Here is a 15,377-nt window from a genome sequence, read left to right as displayed (position 1 = left end):
CAGATGTGTTGACGTAGCCGTCACCTCATGCACACCTTCCGGCCATCAGACGACTGCCAGCGGCAACGCTGACGGACGCACCGGTTCCGGCAGGTCGGACTCGCCCATCAAAAAGACATCAACCGCGTGCGCGGCGGCGCGCCCCTCGGCGATGGCCCACACCACCAGAGACGCCCCGCGGTGAGCGTCACCACAGACGAAGACCCCCGGCGCAGTGGTCTGCCAATCCGAGCCGCACGGCAGCGCGCCACGACGGTTGCGCTGTAGACCCAGACCGTCCACCAGGGCCATCTCCTCGACGCCCTCGAAGCCGATGGCCAACAGCGCCAGGTCGCACGGCAGCGACAGGACCTCACCGACCGGGGTGATCTCGCGGCGGCCGTCGGCGTCCCGGGTCACCTTCACCTCGGCGATCTCGATGGCCCGCAGGTTGCCGTTGTCGTCACCGACGAAGCGCTGCACGGCCACCTCGTAGCGCCGCGACCCGCCTTCGGCGTGGGCCGGCGAGGTGCGCAGCACCATCGGCCAGGTGGGCCACGGGGACCGGCTGTCGTCGCGTGCCTCGGGCGGCTCGGGGTTGTAGTCGAGTTGGGTCACCGAGGCCGCGCCCTGCCGGTGCGCGGTGCCGAGGCAGTCCGCCCCGGTGTCGCCGCCGCCGATGATGACCACGTGCCTACCCGCCGCCGAGATGGGTGAGGGCCCGTCGCCTTCACACTCCCGGTTGGCGGGCACCAGGTGTTCCATGGCCAGGTGCACCCCGCCGAGGTGGCGTCCCTCGACGTCGGTGTCGCGGCCGCGCAACGCGCCGACGGCCAGGACCACCGCGTCGAACCGGTCGCGCAGTTCCTCCACCGACAGATCCACCCCCACCTCACAGTCGGTGACGAAGCGGGTGCCCTCGGCCCGCATCTGCGCCAGCCGCTGATTGAGCGTGGCCTTCTCCAGCTTGTACTCCGGGATGCCGTAGCGCAGCAGACCACCGAGGCGGTCGTCGCGCTCGTACACGGTGACGTGGTGCCCGGCCCGCGTGAGCTGTTGGGCCGCAGCCAGTCCCGCGGGTCCACTGCCCACCACCGCGACGTTCTTGCCGGTGGTGATGGCGGGAGGCTGGGGTTCGACGGTGCCGTCCATCCAGGCCTGGTCGGCGATGGACTGCTCGATACGCTTGATGGTGACGCTGCCCCCGGTCTGCGGCTCGCTGATCGAGAGCACGCAGGCGGCCTCACACGGCGCGGGACACAGCCGGCCGGTGAATTCGGGGAAGTTGTTGGTGGCATGCAACCGGTCCGATGCCGCATCCCAGCGCCCGCGGCGAACCAGGTCATTCCATTCCGGGATCAGGTTGCCCAGTGGGCAGCCCGCAGTTCCGGAGTGGCAGAACGGGATCCCACAGTCCATGCAGCGGCGGGCCTGCTGGCTGACCTCCGCCGCGCGTTCGTGCGGATCCTGGGACTCGTAGACCTCACGCCAGTCACCGACCCGCTCATCAACCGGCCGCTTGGCCGCCTCGATTTTCGGAACCTGCAGGAATCCCTGTGGATCAGCCACGTGTCGCCTCCATGATCGCGGTGTCGACGTCACGCCCTTCCGCCTTGGCCATTCGGGTGGCGTTGCGCACCCGCTGGTAGTCGGTGGGCATGATCTTGGTGAACTGCGCACTGCGCCTGGGCCAGTCGGCCAGTATCGAGGTGGCCACGGTGCTGCCGGTGTAGGTGGCGTGGCAGGCGATGACCTCACGCAGCCACACCAGGTCCTCGGAGTCGGGCCGCTGCAACTCCACCATGGCGGTGTTGACCTTGCCCGCGATGCAGCCCAGTACATAGGCGATGCCGCCCGACATGCCGGCCGCCAGGTTGCGACCGGTGGGCCCGAGCACCACCACCCGCCCGCCGGTCATGTACTCGCACGCATGATCACCGACCCCCTCGGTGACGGCCAGCGCACCGGAGTTCCTGGCAGCGAACCGCTCCCCCACCCGGCCCCGCAGATACACCTGCCCGGACGTGGCCCCGTACAGCAGCGTGTTGCCGGCGATCACGTTGTCCTCCGGCAGGAACAGCACGTCATCGGGTGGCCGGACGACGATCCGTCCACCCGAGAGGCCCTTGCCCACATAGTCGTTGGCGTCACCCACCAGGTCGATGGTGATGCCGGGCGGCAGGAACGCACCCAGCGACTGGCCGGCCGAACCGGTCAGCTTCACGGTGATGGTGTCGTCGGGCAGACCGGTGGCGCCGTAGCGCCGGGTGACCTCCGAGCCCAACAGGGTGCCCACCGTCCGGTTGACGTTGCGCACCGGTAGTTCCAGCACCACCGGATGGGCGTCCTCGAGCGCTCCTTCGGCCAGGGCGACCAGGGTCTGATCCAGGGCGTACTCGAGACCGTGCTCCTGGTGGCGGGTCCGGTGACGCTGGCCCGACCCGTCGGCGGGCACCGTGAAGATGGGGCTCAGATCCAGCCCCCTGCTCTTCCAGTGCGCCACCCCGGCATCGGTGTCGAGCACCTCGGCGTGCCCCACCGCCTCGTCGATACTGCGGAAACCCAATTGCGCGAGATACTTCCGGATGTCCTCGGCGACGAAGCGGAAGTAGTTCTCCACGAACTCCGGCTTGCCGTTGAAACGGGAGCGCAGCTCGGGATTCTGCGTCGCCACCCCCACCGGGCAGGTGTCCAGATGGCACACCCGCATCATGATGCACCCGGACACGATCAGCGGGGCGGTGGCGAAGCCGAACTCCTCGGCACCCAACAGCATCGCCACCATCACGTCTCGCGCGGTGCGCATCCCCCCGTCGCACTGCACGGTGATGCGGTCACGCAATCCGTTGAGCACGAGCGTCTGCTGGGTGTCGGCCAACCCGATCTCCCATGGGGTACCGGCGTGTTTGAGGCTGGTCAACGGCGCCGCCCCGGTGCCGCCGTCATACCCGGAGATCAGCACCACGTCGGCGTGCGCCTTCGACACCCCGGTGGCGACGGTGCCCACGCCGACGGAACTGACCAGCTTGACGTGGATGCGGGCGTGGGAGTTGGCGTTCTTCAGGTCGTGGATCAGCTGCGCCAGATCCTCGATGGAGTAGATGTCGTGGTGCGGCGGCGGTGAGATCAGGCCGACGCCCGGCGTGGAATGCCGGGTCTTGGCGATGGCGGGGTACACCTTGTAGCCCGGGAGCTGGCCGCCCTCACCGGGTTTGGCGCCCTGGGCCATCTTGATCTGGATGTCGCTGGCGTTCACCAGGTAGTCGCTGGTGACGCCGAAGCGCCCGGACGCCACCTGTTTGACAGCGCTGCGGCGCCTCGGGTCGTACAGCCGCTCGGTGTCCTCACCGCCCTCGCCGCTGTTGGAGCGTCCACCCAGGTTGTTCATCGCGATGGCCATGGTCTCGTGGGCCTCGGCCGAGATGGACCCGTAGCTCATGGCGCCGGTGTTGAACCGGGTGCAGATGGCGTCCACCGACTCCACCTCCTCCAGCGGGACCGGCGGGCGCAGCCCCTCCTTGAAGGTGAACAACCCGCGCAGCGCACCGCCTTCGCGGGCCAGCCGGTCCACTTCTTCGGAGTACTTGGCGAAGACGTCATAGCGCCCGGTGCGGGTCGAATGCTGCAGCAGGAACACCGTTTCCGGGGTGAACAGGTGCAGCTCGCCCTCGCGGCGGAACTGGTATTCCCCGCCCACCTCGAGGCGGCGGTGCACCCGCTCGGTCGGGTTCTCCGGGTATGCGCGGCGGTGCCGCTGTTTGACCTCCTCGGCCAGCACGTCGAGGCCGACGCCGCCGAGCTGGCTGACCGTCCCGCTGAGGTACTCCGCCACCACGTCGCGATCCAGCCCGAGGGCCTCGAAGGCCTGTGCGCCGGTGTAGGACCCGACCGTGGAGATGCCCATCTTGCTCATCACCTTCATCACGCCCTTGGTGAGCGCCTTGAGATAGTTCCGGACTGCCGTGGCGGTCTCGATGCCGGTGAGTTCACCCTCACGGATCAGGTCCTCGATCGACTCGAACGCCAGGTACGGGTTGACCGCGGCGGCGCCGAATCCGATCAGCAGGGCGATGTGGTGCACCTCGCGGGCATCGCCGGTCTCGACCACCAGCGCCACCGTGGTGCGTTCCTTGGTCCGCACCAGGTGGTGGTGCACGGCCGAAACCGCCAACAGCGACGGAATGGGCGCGCGGGTGTGATCGGAGTCGCGGTCGGAGATCACCAGGATGCGGGCACCGGTGGCGATGGCATCGCAGGCCCGCGACCGCAGGTCCTCGATGGCCTCGGCCAGGCCGGTGCCGCCACGTTCGACGTCGTAGAGTCCCCGCAGCACCCGGGTCTGCAAACCGGGATGCTCGTGGTCGTCGTTGATGTGGACGATTTTGTTCAGCTCGTCGTTGTCGAGCACCGGCCACGGCAGCAGGATCTGCCGGCAGGACGCCGCCGACGGTTCCAGCAAGTTCTGCTCCGGTCCCATCACCCGCGCCATCGAGGTGACGATCTCCTCGCGGATGGCGTCCAGCGGCGGGTTGGTGACCTGGGCGAAGAGTTCGACAAAATAGTCGTAGAAGAGTCTGGAGCGCTGGGACAACACCGCCGCGGGGGTGTCGGTCCCCATGGAGCCCAACGGTTCTGCGCCGGACGCTGCCATGGGCGTCAGGAGCAGGCGCAGATCCTCTTCGGTGTAGCCGAACGAGATCTGGCGGCGGACCACCGACTCGTGGTTGGGTTGCACCCGCGTGCGCTCGGGCAGCGTCTTGAGATCCAGCAGTCCGGCGTGCAGCCACTCGCCGTACGGGTGTGCGGCGGCCAGCTCGTCCTTGATCTCTTCGTCGGAGACGATGCGACCCGCCGCCGTGTCGACCAGGAACATCTTGCCCGGCTCCAGCCGCCCCTTGGCCACCACGTCCGACGACGGCACATCCAGCACACCGCTCTCGCTGGCCAGGATGATCCGGTCATCCCGGGTGCGCCACCAGCGGCCGGGGCGCAGGCCGTTGCGGTCCAACACCGCGCCCACGACGGTGCCGTCGGTGAACGTGACGCACGCCGGGCCGTCCCACGGCTCCATGATCGAGGCGTGGAACTGGCAGAAGGCGCGGCGCTGCGGGCTCAGGTCGGCGTTGTTCTCCCAGGCTTCCGGAATCATCATCATCACCGCGTGCGGCAGGCTGCGCCCGCCCAGATGCAGCAACTCCAGCGTCTGGTCGAACGACGCCGAGTCCGACGATTCCGGGGTGCAGATCGGGGACAACCGGGACAGGTCGCCGCCGATGAGCTCGCTGGCCAGCATGGCCTCGCGCGCGTGCATGCGGTTGCGGTTGCCGCGCACGGTGTTGATCTCCCCGTTGTGGGCGACGAACCGGAACGGGTGCGCCAGCGGCCAGGACGGGAAGGTGTTGGTGGAGAACCGGCTGTGCACGATGGCGATGGCGCTGGTGCAGCGCGGATCACGCAGGTCCTCGAAGTACCGGGGCAGCTGCATCGTGGTGAGCATGCCCTTGTAGGTGATGGTGCGGCTGGACAGCGAGACGATGTACACGCCGCTGCCGGTGGACTTGATCTCCGAGGTCATGTGACCGGCGCGTTTGCGCAGTGGATAGACCCGGCGGTCGAGGTCCAGACCGGACAGCCGGGTGCCGTCGGCGGCGGGCGGCGCCGCGACGAACAGTTGCGCCATGTGTGGCATGCACCCCAGCGCGGTCCTGCCGACCTCGGCGCCCTCGGGGTCAACGGGCACGGTGCGCCAGCCCAGGACCTCGATGCCCTCGTCGACGGCGATCTGCTCGATCCGCGCCCGGGCCGCCGCGCGCGCGTCGAGTTCCTGGGGCAGAAAACAGATTCCGGCGGCGAAGGTGTTGGCGCCGTCGGCCGCGGCCGGCGGCAATTCGAAGTCGACCACCGCGCGCAGCAGGTCCACCGGCAGCTGCACCAGGATGCCGGCCCCGTCACCGCTGTTGGGTTCCGCGCCGGCAGCACCCCGGTGTTCGAGATGTTCCAGCGCGATCAGCCCGTCGGCGACGATGGAGTGCGACCGGCGGCCGAGGATGTCGGCGATCATGGCGACACCGCAGGAATCCCGCTCCTGCTCGGGGTCATAGAGTCCCTGCGCGGGCGGGGTGGCCGAGAACAGCATGCAATACCTCCGCAGTCGGAACCGCGGGGTGAGAGATCATGCGCGCCAACGGCATCGGGATCTCAGGCTGGGCCGCAGTCTGACGTGTGACACCCGGGACTGCACCGGCCCGACAAGTCTGCCGAGTGTAACAGCGCTGTTGCCGACCTACCCGCTGAGAAGTGTTGGGACCAGCGGAAAGCCCGGGAGGTTGCGCACCACCGTCCAGGCAGCGGTGGCCACCACGACCGTGATCACGGCCGCCGGCGGCCAGACGGGCCGGCCTCGGTGGCGGCGCAGCAGCACCCAGGCCAGCAGCGCCGGGATCACGACCAGAGCGAAGGCATTGTCGACGACGGCGGCGGCGAGGTCACCGTGCAGCAGGTCGTGGGTCATCCGCAGGCCGCCGCAGCCGGGGCAGTACCAGCCCGTCAGGGCATGGAACGGGCACGGCGGGAACAGTGATCCCGGCCGGTGCGGATCCACCAGTGCGACGTAGGCGAGCCCGCCGGCCAGCAGGAGACCGGTGCCGACGGCGGCGTACCGGCCGGCCCGGTGAAGCGACGTCGACGCCCGATCAGGTTCCATCACGTAGCGGACGGCCCTGCGGGTCGCGCACCCTGTCGGTGAGGATCAGGACGGCATCGATGATGCCCCAGATGACGGCGCCGATACCGCAGGTCAGCAGGCCGACGATGAGCTGGACGACGCCCAGGGTGACGTAGCCGAGGTACATGCGTCCGATGCCGACGAGACCGAAGAGCCCCAGCAGCTGCAGCAGACCGCCCACCAGTTTCGACTTCTCCGAGAAGGGCTCACCGGTGACCGCGTGCCGGCCGTAGGGCGCGGAGGGGTCGTAGTACATCCCCGGGGGTGGTGGGTACTGCCCGCCGTACTGCCCGTACTGGGGCGGCGGCGGATAGGCGGCTCCTGGCGGCGGCGGGTAGCTGCCCTGCGGCGGCGTGGGGCTGTCGCTGGGGTTCGCTCCGAACTGAGGGTCCGTCATACCGCCAAGGATGCCAGATCAGCGGATCCCGAATCAGGATCCGCCGGAGGTTTCCGGCTTTCCACAGCGAGGTTTCCGGTTTTCCCTACGCTGGACCCATGCGCCCCGTCCCCGATGTGCCCGGTCCTGGTCAGGAGTCGGTCTGGGACTATCCCCGACCACCCCGGGTCGAAGAAGTGGCGGTGACCATCACCGTCGAACTGGGTGGTCAGGTGATCGCCTCCACCCAGCGGGCGTGGCGGGTTCTCGAGACCAGCCATCCACCCACCTACTACCTGCCGCGTGAGTCGTTCGGCGAGGGCGTGCTGGTGCCCACTTCGGGGTCGTCCTGGTGTGAGTGGAAAGGGCAGGCCAGTTATTTCGACCTGGAGAGTCCGCTGATCACCGCCGAACGGGCAGCCTGGACCTATCCGCGGCCGACGGCGGGGTTCGAGGTGATCGCGAACGCGGTGGCCGTGATGGCGGCCGCGGTGGACCGGTGCACCGTCAACGGCGAGACCGTTCGTCCCCAGCCAGGCGGGTTCTACGGCGGTTGGATCACCAGCACCGTGGCCGGCCCGTTCAAGGGTGTGCCCGGGTCGATGGGCTGGTAGCGCGGCCTAGCGCCGGCGGCGCAGCAGCCGGCTCAGCCGTGAGCCCTGCTGACGGTCCGGTTCCGGCTCAGTGACCACGGTGTAGTCACCGGCCGATGTGGCGGATTCGGCGGGCTGCTCCTCGGGCTCGTCGAACGGGTTGTCGTCGGCGGCCTGCTCATCCACCTCGACCGTGGCATCCGCCACGGCGACCTGTTCGTCGAGGCTCTCGAGATCCTCCTCGTCGACCGGATCGTGGTCCTCGTCGATCAGCTGAGCTTGCTCGGCCTCAGCGGCGGTTTCGACCACCACACCCGCATCCGCGGTGACCTCGACCTCGCGGTCGGCCTCGTCGACCTCGGGCTCCCCGACCTCAGGATCATCGACGATCAACGCCTCCCCTTCGGCGGCCTCTTCCTCGTCGGCCGCCTGCTCGTCCACCTCGGCCTTGGCGTCCGGCTCGCTGAGCTCCTCCTGCTGCTCGGACACCGGCCCCGCCACGGCGATCGACTCCTCCAGGCTCTCGAGATCCTCCTCATCAACCGGATCGTGGTCCTCGTCGATCAGCTGAGCTTGCTCGGCCTCAGCGGCGGTTTCGACCACCACACCCGCATCCGCGGTGACCTCAGCCTCACGGTCGGCCTCGTCAACCTCGGGACCATCAACCTCAGGATCATCGACGATCAGCGCCTCGCCCTCGGCGGCCTCTTCCTCGTCGGCCGCCTGCTCGTCCACCTCGGCCTTGGCGTCCGGCTCGCTGAGCTCCTCCTGCTGCTCGGACACCGGCGCCACCGCGACCGGTGCCTCCAGGCTCTCGAGATCCTCCTCATCAACCGGATCGTGATCCTCGTCGATCAGCTGGGCTTCCTCGGCCTCGGCGACCGTCTCCACAGCCACCTCACCGTCCGCCGTGATCTCGGCTTCTCGGTCGGCTTCGTCGTCCGGATCTTCGACGGTCACGAGATCGTCCTCGTCGACCGGCTCGGGCTCCGGCACCTCTTCGGTGTCGAGCTGCTCGATCAGCGCCTTCGTGTCGCTGTCGTCGGCCTCGCCGGCATCGGCCGTATCATCGTCGGCCTTTTCGTGGGCCTTTTCGTCCGCGGCCGCAGCCGTCGCCGCCGCCACCACACCGGTGGTGGCCGCCGCGGCCGCCATCTCCTTCTCGGCTTTCTCGACCACACCCTCGGACTCGGGCGCATTGCCGCGCAGCGTCTCCGGGGCCTCGCGGCCCTTGGGCGCCAAGATGAAGTACACGGCGGCGCCGAGGAAGACGAACGTCGAGGTGAACGAGTTGACCCGGATGCCGGCGATCAGGGTGGCGTAGTCGTCGCGCATGAGCTCGACGCCGAAGCGGCCGATGCAGTACCCGGCGACGTAGAGCGCGAACAGCCGTCCGTGGCCGATCCTGAACCGGCGGTCCACGTAGATCAGAAGGGCGAAAACGGCGAGGTTCCACAGCAGTTCGTAGAGGAACGTCGGATGCACCACGGCGGCGACCTCGCCGTTGGACACACCGTTGAGCGAGTTCACGTCGACGATGCCCGACGGATCCACCCGGTAGAAGATCTCCATGCCCCAGGGCAGATCCGTGGGCCTGCCGTAGAGCTCCTGGTTGAAGTAGTTGCCGAGCCGGCCGATGGCCTGAGCCAGCACGATGCCGGGAGCGATGGCGTCACCGAATGCCGGCAGCGGAATTCCACGACGCCGGCACGCGATCCACGCGCCGACACCGCCGAGGGCCACCGCACCCCAGATGCCGAGACCGCCCTCCCAGATTTTCAGCGCCGCACCGAATCCCGCGCCGCCCTGACCGAAGTACTTCTCCCAGTCGGTCAGGACGTGATAAATACGGCCACCGATCAGGCCGAACGGCACCGCCCACAGGGCGACGTCGTAGATGACGCCGCGCTCACCGCCGCGGGCTTCCCAGCGGCGGTCACCGATGATCAGCGCGGCGATGATGCCGGCGATGATGCACAGCGCATAGGCACGGAGCGGGAACGGGCCGAGATGCCAGACGCCCTGCGGCGGGCTGGGGAAGGCGGCCAGAAGGGTTGTGGTCACCCAGGGACCTCGGTCACTTTCTGCCGGACACCGGCTGCGAGTTCTTCGGTCAGAGCAGCCACCGCGGGCAGCCCGCTCTCCAGCGCGGAGACCAGCGCCGAGCCCACGATCACACCGTCGGCATAGGCACCGATGTCAGCGGCCTGTGCGCGGGAGCGCACACCCAGACCCACGCCGACCGGGATGTCGGAGACCTCTTTGACCCGGGCCACCAATTCCGGGGCCGCATTGGACACCACGTCCCGCGCACCGGTGACCCCCATGGTGGAGGCCGCGTAGACGAACCCGCGCGAGGCCGCCACCGTGGCCGCCAGGCGCTCCGGGGTGGAGGAGGGTGCGACCAAGAAGATCCGGTCCAGGTTGTGCTCGTCGGAGGCGGCGTACCAGTCGTCGGCCTCGTCCGGGATCAGATCGGGAGTGATCATGCCGGCGCCGCCCGCCGCGGCCAGATCGCGCGCGAACGCGTCGACGCCGTAGCGCAGCACCGGGTTCCAGTAGGACATCACGACGGCCTGGCCGCCGCGGGCGCTGATGGCCTCGACGGCCGCCAGTGCGTCGCGTACCCGCACCCCGCGCTTGAGTGCGACGTCGGTGGCCGCCGCGATGGTGGGGCCGTCCATGCCCGGATCGGAGTAGGCGATGCCGACCTCGATCAGGTCGCAACCCGAGTCCACCAGCGTGGTCATCGCCTCGATGGAGGTCTGCACGTCCGGGTAGCCGGTGGGCAGGTATCCGATCAACGCGGCGCGGCCTTCGGCACGGCAGCGTTCGAACAGCGGACCGAGCCGGCTCATGACTGCACGGCTTCGTCGTCGAGCAGGCCGAACCACTTGGCCGCGGTGGCGACGTCCTTGTCGCCTCGGCCCGAGAGGTTGATCATGATGACCGCACCCGGGCCCATCTCGATGCCGAGCTTCACCGCGCCCGCGACGGCGTGGGCAGATTCGATGGCGGGGATGATGCCCTCGGTGCGGCACAGCAGCCGGAACGCGTCCATGGCTTCGGAGTCGGTGATGGGCCGGTACTCGGCCCGGCCGATGTCCTTGAGCAGTGCGTGTTCCGGGCCCACGCCGGGATAGTCCAAACCCGCTGAAATGGAATGGGATTCGATGGTCTGGCCGTCCTCGTCCTGAAGCAGGTAGGAGAACGAGCCCTGGAACGCACCGGGTGTGCCGCCGGTGAACGTCGCTGCGTGCCTTCCGGTTTCGACACCGTCGCCGGCTGCTTCGAAGCCGACGAGCCGCACCCCGGGGTCATCGATGAAGGCGTGGAAAATGCCGATGGCGTTGGATCCCCCACCGATGCAGGCGGTGACCGCGTCGGGAAGCCGGCCCAGCTGGTTCTGGATCTGGGCACGGGCCTCCAGACCGATGATCCGCTGGAAGTCACGCACCATCATGGGGAACGGGTGCGGTCCGGCGGCGGTACCGAAGGCGTAGAAGGTGTCGTCGGCGTGGGCCACCCAGTCGCGGAAGGTCTCGTTGATGGCGTCCTTGAGCGTCTTGGAGCCCGACTCGACGGCCACCACCTCAGCCCCGAGCAGACGCATGCGCGCCACGTTCAGGGCTTGGCGCGCGGTGTCGACGGCCCCCATGTAGATGACGCACTCCAGATCCAGCAGCGCGCAGGCGGTGGCGGTGGCCACGCCGTGCTGGCCGGCACCGGTTTCGGCGATGACCCGCGTCTTGCCCATCTGCTTGGCCAGCAACGCCTGTCCGAGCACGTTGTTGATCTTGTGAGAACCGGTGTGATTCAGGTCTTCCCGCTTGAGCAACAGCCGGGCGCCGCCGGCATGTTCGGAAAGCCGCTTGGCCTCGTACAGCGGAGACGGCCGACCGCTGTAGTGGGTCTGCAGCCGGTCCAGCTCGTCGAGGAAGGTCTGGTCGCTGCGCGCCTTCTCGTAGGCGGCGGTGACCTCTTCGATGACGGCCATCAGCGCCTCGGGCACCAGACGGCCGCCGTAGCGGCCGAAGTGCCCGCGGGCGTCGGGGTCGTGGGATGTGGGCTCGGCGATGGCCGCGCTCATGCGCGGCACGGTGTTGTTGGACAAATCCACCATCAGAATCGGGTTTCGCGCGAGCGGGCCATGAGCGCGCTAGCGGGAGGGTTTCGGGCAGGACGGATGGGTTCCGGCAGTCACCAGGTCGGCGACCGCAGAACGCGGGTCGCCGCTGGTGACCAGGCCTTCGCCCACCAACACGGCGTCAGCACCGGCGCCGGCGTAGGCCAGGAGGTCTGCGGTACCTCGGACCCCGGATTCGGCGACCCGGATGATGTCGCTGGGCAGACCGGGTGCGATGCGGGCGAAGCAGTCGCGGTCCACCTCCAGGGTCTTCAGGTCACGGGCATTGACCCCGATCACCTTGGCCCCGGCTTGCAGTGCACGGCTGGCTTCTTCCTCGGTGTGGACCTCCACCAGAGCGGTCATCCCGAGAGACTCCGTGCGCTCGAGCAGTGACTCCAGGGCCGGCTGTTCGAGGGCGGCGACGATGAGCAGCAGCATGTCGGCACCGTGGGCGCGGGCCTCATGGATCTGGTACGGACGTACCACAAAGTCCTTGCGCAACACCGGGATGGTCACCGCGGCGCGAACAGCGTCGAGGTCGGCCAGTGATCCGTGGAAGCGGCGTTCCTCGGTGAGGACACTGATGATCCGAGCGCCGCCGCTCTGGTATGCGCGGGCCAGGTCCGCGGGATCGGCGATGTTGGCCAGCTGCCCCCGGGACGGGCTGGCCCGCTTCACCTCGGCGATGACGCCGATTCCGGGTTCCCGCAGCGCAGCCATCACGTCGCGAGGCGGCGGAGCGGCGTGGGCCGCTTCCTTGACCTCAGCCAGGCTGATGATCGCTTCGCGGGCGGCGACGTCAGCGCGGACTCCCTCGATGATGGAGTCGAGGACAGTCGCCGCACTCATCCCTGCCGGTCCCTTCTGTACCTCAAAAGCTGTCTCGTAAGGGTAACGGCTGAGCGGCCCGAACGGTTCACCGGCCCTCCTTCTCCGGACCCGGCCCCGCCGTGGGATCCCGGCCCTGGTCCAGGGCGTCCCAGATCATCCGCTCGGACATCCCGTCATCAGTGTCGCGCACCGCGTCGTCCTGCGCGGCGGCGCGGCGGGCAGCCGGGGCCCGGTACTTGGTGGTGGCGGCCCTGGCCGTGCCTGCGGACCTGATCAGCAGCACCGCTCCCGCCAGCGCGACCACCGCGGCGGCCAGCGCCAGCACCGCACCCCAGTAGAACCGCTGGCTGTCCACCAGCGAGGCCACCGTGACCTCCGCCAGGCCGGCGCCCCGGATGGACACGTCCCGCATCACCCACTGGGTGATCGCCAGGTAGGCCGTCAGGCCGCTGGCGAGGGCAACCAGCACCGCCAACGCCCGCAGCGGCCAGCCCCGCACCGCCAGCACCGCGACCGCGGCCGCCACCAACAGCAGCGCCAGGGGCGTCAGTGCACTGACCCAGGTGGCGCCGTCGAGGATGACGGTCTTGGGCTGGCCCAGCCCGTCGAACGAGGTGACCTGCACCCAGGGCAGCCGCGATGCCCCCCACAGCGCCAGCGCCGCCAGCACCAGGAGCAGTTGCGCCACCCGGATCATCATCAGGGTGCCTGCAGGGTTTCGGCGGCGGCCACCGCGCTGAGCACGGCCTTGGCCTTGTTGGCGGACTCGGTGTACTCGTAGGGACCGTTCGAGTCGGCCACCACACCACCGCCGGCCTGGACGTAAGCGGTGCCGCCGCGCATCAGGGCGGTCCGGATGGCGATCGCGAAATCGGCGTTGCCGGCGAAGTCGAGGTATCCGAGGACGCCGCCGTAGAGCCCGCGGCGGGTTTTCTCCACCTCTTCGATGAGTTCCATGGCCCGCACCTTCGGCGCCCCGGACAGGGTGCCCGCCGGGAAACAGGCCGTCACCGCGTCCAGTGCGGTGCGGCCGTCGGCGAGCTGCCCGCTGACGGTCGACACCAGGTGCATGACGTGGCTGTAGCGCTCGATATGGCTGTAGTCGTCGACGCGGACGGTGCCCGGCACACACACCCGGCCCAGGTCGTTGCGGCCCAGGTCCACCAGCATCAGGTGCTCGGCGCGTTCCTTCTCGTCGGACAGCAGCTCCTTCTCGAGCAGCTGGTCTTCTTCCTCGGTGTCACCACGCCACCGGGTACCAGCGATGGGGTGGGTCTGCGCCCAGCCGTCCTTGACCGTGACCAGCGCCTCCGGGCTGGACCCGACGACCGAAAACGCCGTTCCACCAACACCGTCGGGGACGTGCAGCAGGTACATGTACGGGCTGGGGTTGGACACCCGCAGCATCCGGTAGACATCGATGGGATCGGCTGCGGTGTCCATCTCGAAGCGCTGCGAGGGCACCACCTGGAAGGCCTCGCCGGCCTCGATGTCGCCGACGAGCTTGTCGACGATGGCGGTGTACTCCGCCACGGTGCGCTGCGAGCGATGTGTCGGCGTGGGCCTGCTGAACGTCGAGACCGTGGACGGCAGCGGCTGGCTCAGCGCTTCGGTCATCACGTCCAGACGGGCCACCGCGTCGTCGTAGGCCCAGTCGACCCGCTCGCTGGTGCCGTTCCAGTTCACCGCGTTGGCGATCAGGGTGATGGTGCCCTCGTGGTGGTCGACGGCGGCCAGGTCGGTGGCCAGCAGCATGAGCATGTCAGGCAACTGCAGATCGTCGACGGCCAGTTCGGGCAGCCGTTCCAGCCGGCGCACCAGGTCATAGGCGAAGAAGCCGACCATGCCGCTCGACAGCGGCGGCAGCCCGGGCAGAGCGGCGGTCTCGAGAAGCTCGAGGGTCTGCCGGAGGGCGGTGAGGGGATCTCCGCCCCGGGGTGCGTCCTGCGGGACGGTGCCCAGCCAGACGGCCTCGCCGTCACGGACCGTCAGCGCCGACGGCGCGCCCGCGCCGATGAACGACCACCGCGACCACGAGCGCCCGTTCTCCGCGGACTCCAGCAGGAAGGTGCCGGGCCGGTTGGCGGACAGCTTGCGGTACGCCGACAGCGGAGTCTCGCTGTCGGCCAGCACCTTCCGGGTGACCGGCACGACGCGGTGCTCGGCAGCCAGGGCGGTGAAGTCCTCCCGGGTGGTGGTCACGGCGGTGACGGTGGCGTTCGTGGACACCGGCACATCCTCCCAGACGGCCCGCAGCGGCTGCGGCGTAGCGTGACCTCCATGAAACGCGGGGACTTCATCGACGACTTCGTTCTACCTGATCAGACGGGTGCGCAGCGGCGCTTCAGCGACTTCCTGGCGCAGGGTCCGGTGGTGCTGTTCTTCTACCCGGCAGCCATGACGCCGGGGTGCACCAAGGAGGCCTGCCACTTCCGAGATCTGGCCGGCGAGTTCGCTGCCCTCGGTGCGCAGCGCGTCGGGATCAGCACCGATGCCCCGGACAAGCAGGCACAGTTCGCCGCCAAGGAGAACTTCGACTATCCGCTGCTGTCGGACGTCGACGCCGCGGTGGCCACGGCTTTCGGGGTGAAGCGCGGGCTGCTCGGCAAATTCATGCCGGTGAAGCGGACGACGTTCGTGATCGACACCGACCGTAAGGTGCTCGACGTCATCGCCAGCGAGATCAGCATGGACACCCACGCCGACAAGGCCCTCGAGGTGCTGCGTCAGCGCGTCCGGTAGTTC

The 15,377-nt window shown here is 68.9% G+C and carries 12 protein-coding genes; 2 read left to right on the top strand and 10 right to left on the bottom strand.

Going from position 1 to position 15,377, the window contains the following annotated elements; all coding sequences use genetic code 11:
• Positions 1–45: 45 nt before the first annotated feature.
• From G6N58_RS22700 to G6N58_RS22685, 4 genes are all read right to left on the bottom strand, one after another.
• Positions 46–1,548: a glutamate synthase subunit beta gene (locus tag G6N58_RS22700; RefSeq protein ID WP_115277202.1), complete on the bottom strand. Its 1,503-nt coding sequence runs from the start codon at positions 1,546–1,548 to the stop codon at positions 46–48.
• The gene (gltB, locus tag G6N58_RS22695) at positions 1,541–6,115 is read right to left on the bottom strand and encodes a glutamate synthase large subunit (RefSeq protein WP_115277203.1); all 4,575 of its coding nucleotides are present in this window, start codon (positions 6,113–6,115) and stop codon (positions 1,541–1,543) included. Before gltB ends, G6N58_RS22700 begins: the two co-directional genes overlap by 8 nt.
• Before the next feature lie 147 nt (positions 6,116–6,262).
• Positions 6,263–6,682, bottom strand: a complete 420-nt coding sequence (locus tag G6N58_RS22690) for a DUF2752 domain-containing protein (protein ID WP_115277204.1) — start codon at positions 6,680–6,682, stop codon at positions 6,263–6,265.
• Positions 6,672–7,100 (bottom strand): NINE protein, encoded by a 429-nt coding sequence (locus G6N58_RS22685; RefSeq protein ID WP_068916797.1) that lies wholly within the window; start codon positions 7,098–7,100, stop codon positions 6,672–6,674. The genes G6N58_RS22690 and G6N58_RS22685 overlap by 11 nt, the downstream gene beginning before the upstream one ends.
• 98 nt (positions 7,101–7,198) lie before the next feature.
• On the opposite strand from G6N58_RS22685, the gene G6N58_RS22680 reads away from it, so the two are divergent.
• Positions 7,199–7,693, top strand: a complete 495-nt coding sequence (locus G6N58_RS22680) for a DUF427 domain-containing protein (protein WP_115277205.1) — start codon at positions 7,199–7,201, stop codon at positions 7,691–7,693.
• Positions 7,694–7,699: 6 nt separating this feature from the next.
• On the opposite strand, the gene lgt is transcribed toward G6N58_RS22680, so the two are convergent.
• From lgt to G6N58_RS22650, 6 genes are all read right to left on the bottom strand, one after another.
• Positions 7,700–9,736, bottom strand: a complete 2,037-nt coding sequence (lgt, locus tag G6N58_RS22675) for a prolipoprotein diacylglyceryl transferase (RefSeq protein ID WP_115277206.1) — start codon at positions 9,734–9,736, stop codon at positions 7,700–7,702.
• Positions 9,733–10,530 (bottom strand): tryptophan synthase subunit alpha, encoded by a 798-nt coding sequence (trpA, locus tag G6N58_RS22670; RefSeq protein ID WP_115277207.1) that lies wholly within the window; start codon positions 10,528–10,530, stop codon positions 9,733–9,735. The genes lgt and trpA overlap by 4 nt, the downstream gene beginning before the upstream one ends.
• Entirely contained in the window at positions 10,527–11,795 is a 1,269-nt protein-coding gene (trpB, locus tag G6N58_RS22665; protein WP_068916793.1) for a tryptophan synthase subunit beta, read from the bottom strand. Before trpB ends, trpA begins: the two co-directional genes overlap by 4 nt.
• A 36-nt stretch (positions 11,796–11,831) precedes the next feature.
• Complete coding sequence (gene trpC, locus G6N58_RS22660; protein WP_115277208.1) at positions 11,832–12,650, bottom strand: indole-3-glycerol phosphate synthase TrpC; 819 nt, start codon at positions 12,648–12,650, stop codon at positions 11,832–11,834.
• A 67-nt stretch (positions 12,651–12,717) separates the two neighbouring features.
• Positions 12,718–13,329 carry a TIGR02234 family membrane protein gene (locus G6N58_RS22655; RefSeq protein WP_115277209.1) on the bottom strand — a complete coding sequence of 204 codons (612 nt, stop codon included), beginning with the start codon at positions 13,327–13,329 and terminating at the stop codon, positions 12,718–12,720.
• 2 nt (positions 13,330–13,331) lie between these two features.
• Positions 13,332–14,861 (bottom strand): anthranilate synthase component I, encoded by a 1,530-nt coding sequence (locus tag G6N58_RS22650; RefSeq protein WP_115281334.1) that lies wholly within the window; start codon positions 14,859–14,861, stop codon positions 13,332–13,334.
• Positions 14,862–14,912: 51 nt separating this feature from the next.
• Here G6N58_RS22650 and G6N58_RS22645 point away from each other — a divergent pair, with 51 nt between their 5' ends.
• Positions 14,913–15,374, top strand: coding sequence for a peroxiredoxin (locus G6N58_RS22645; protein ID WP_163908334.1), 462 nt, complete (start codon positions 14,913–14,915; stop codon positions 15,372–15,374).
• Positions 15,375–15,377: the final 3 nt, after the last annotated feature.

The sequence above is a fragment of the Mycolicibacterium tokaiense genome (assembly GCF_010725885.1).
In the GTDB taxonomy this organism is placed as follows: domain Bacteria; phylum Actinomycetota; class Actinomycetes; order Mycobacteriales; family Mycobacteriaceae; genus Mycobacterium; species Mycobacterium tokaiense.
This window is presented reverse-complemented; position numbering and strand designations above follow the sequence as displayed.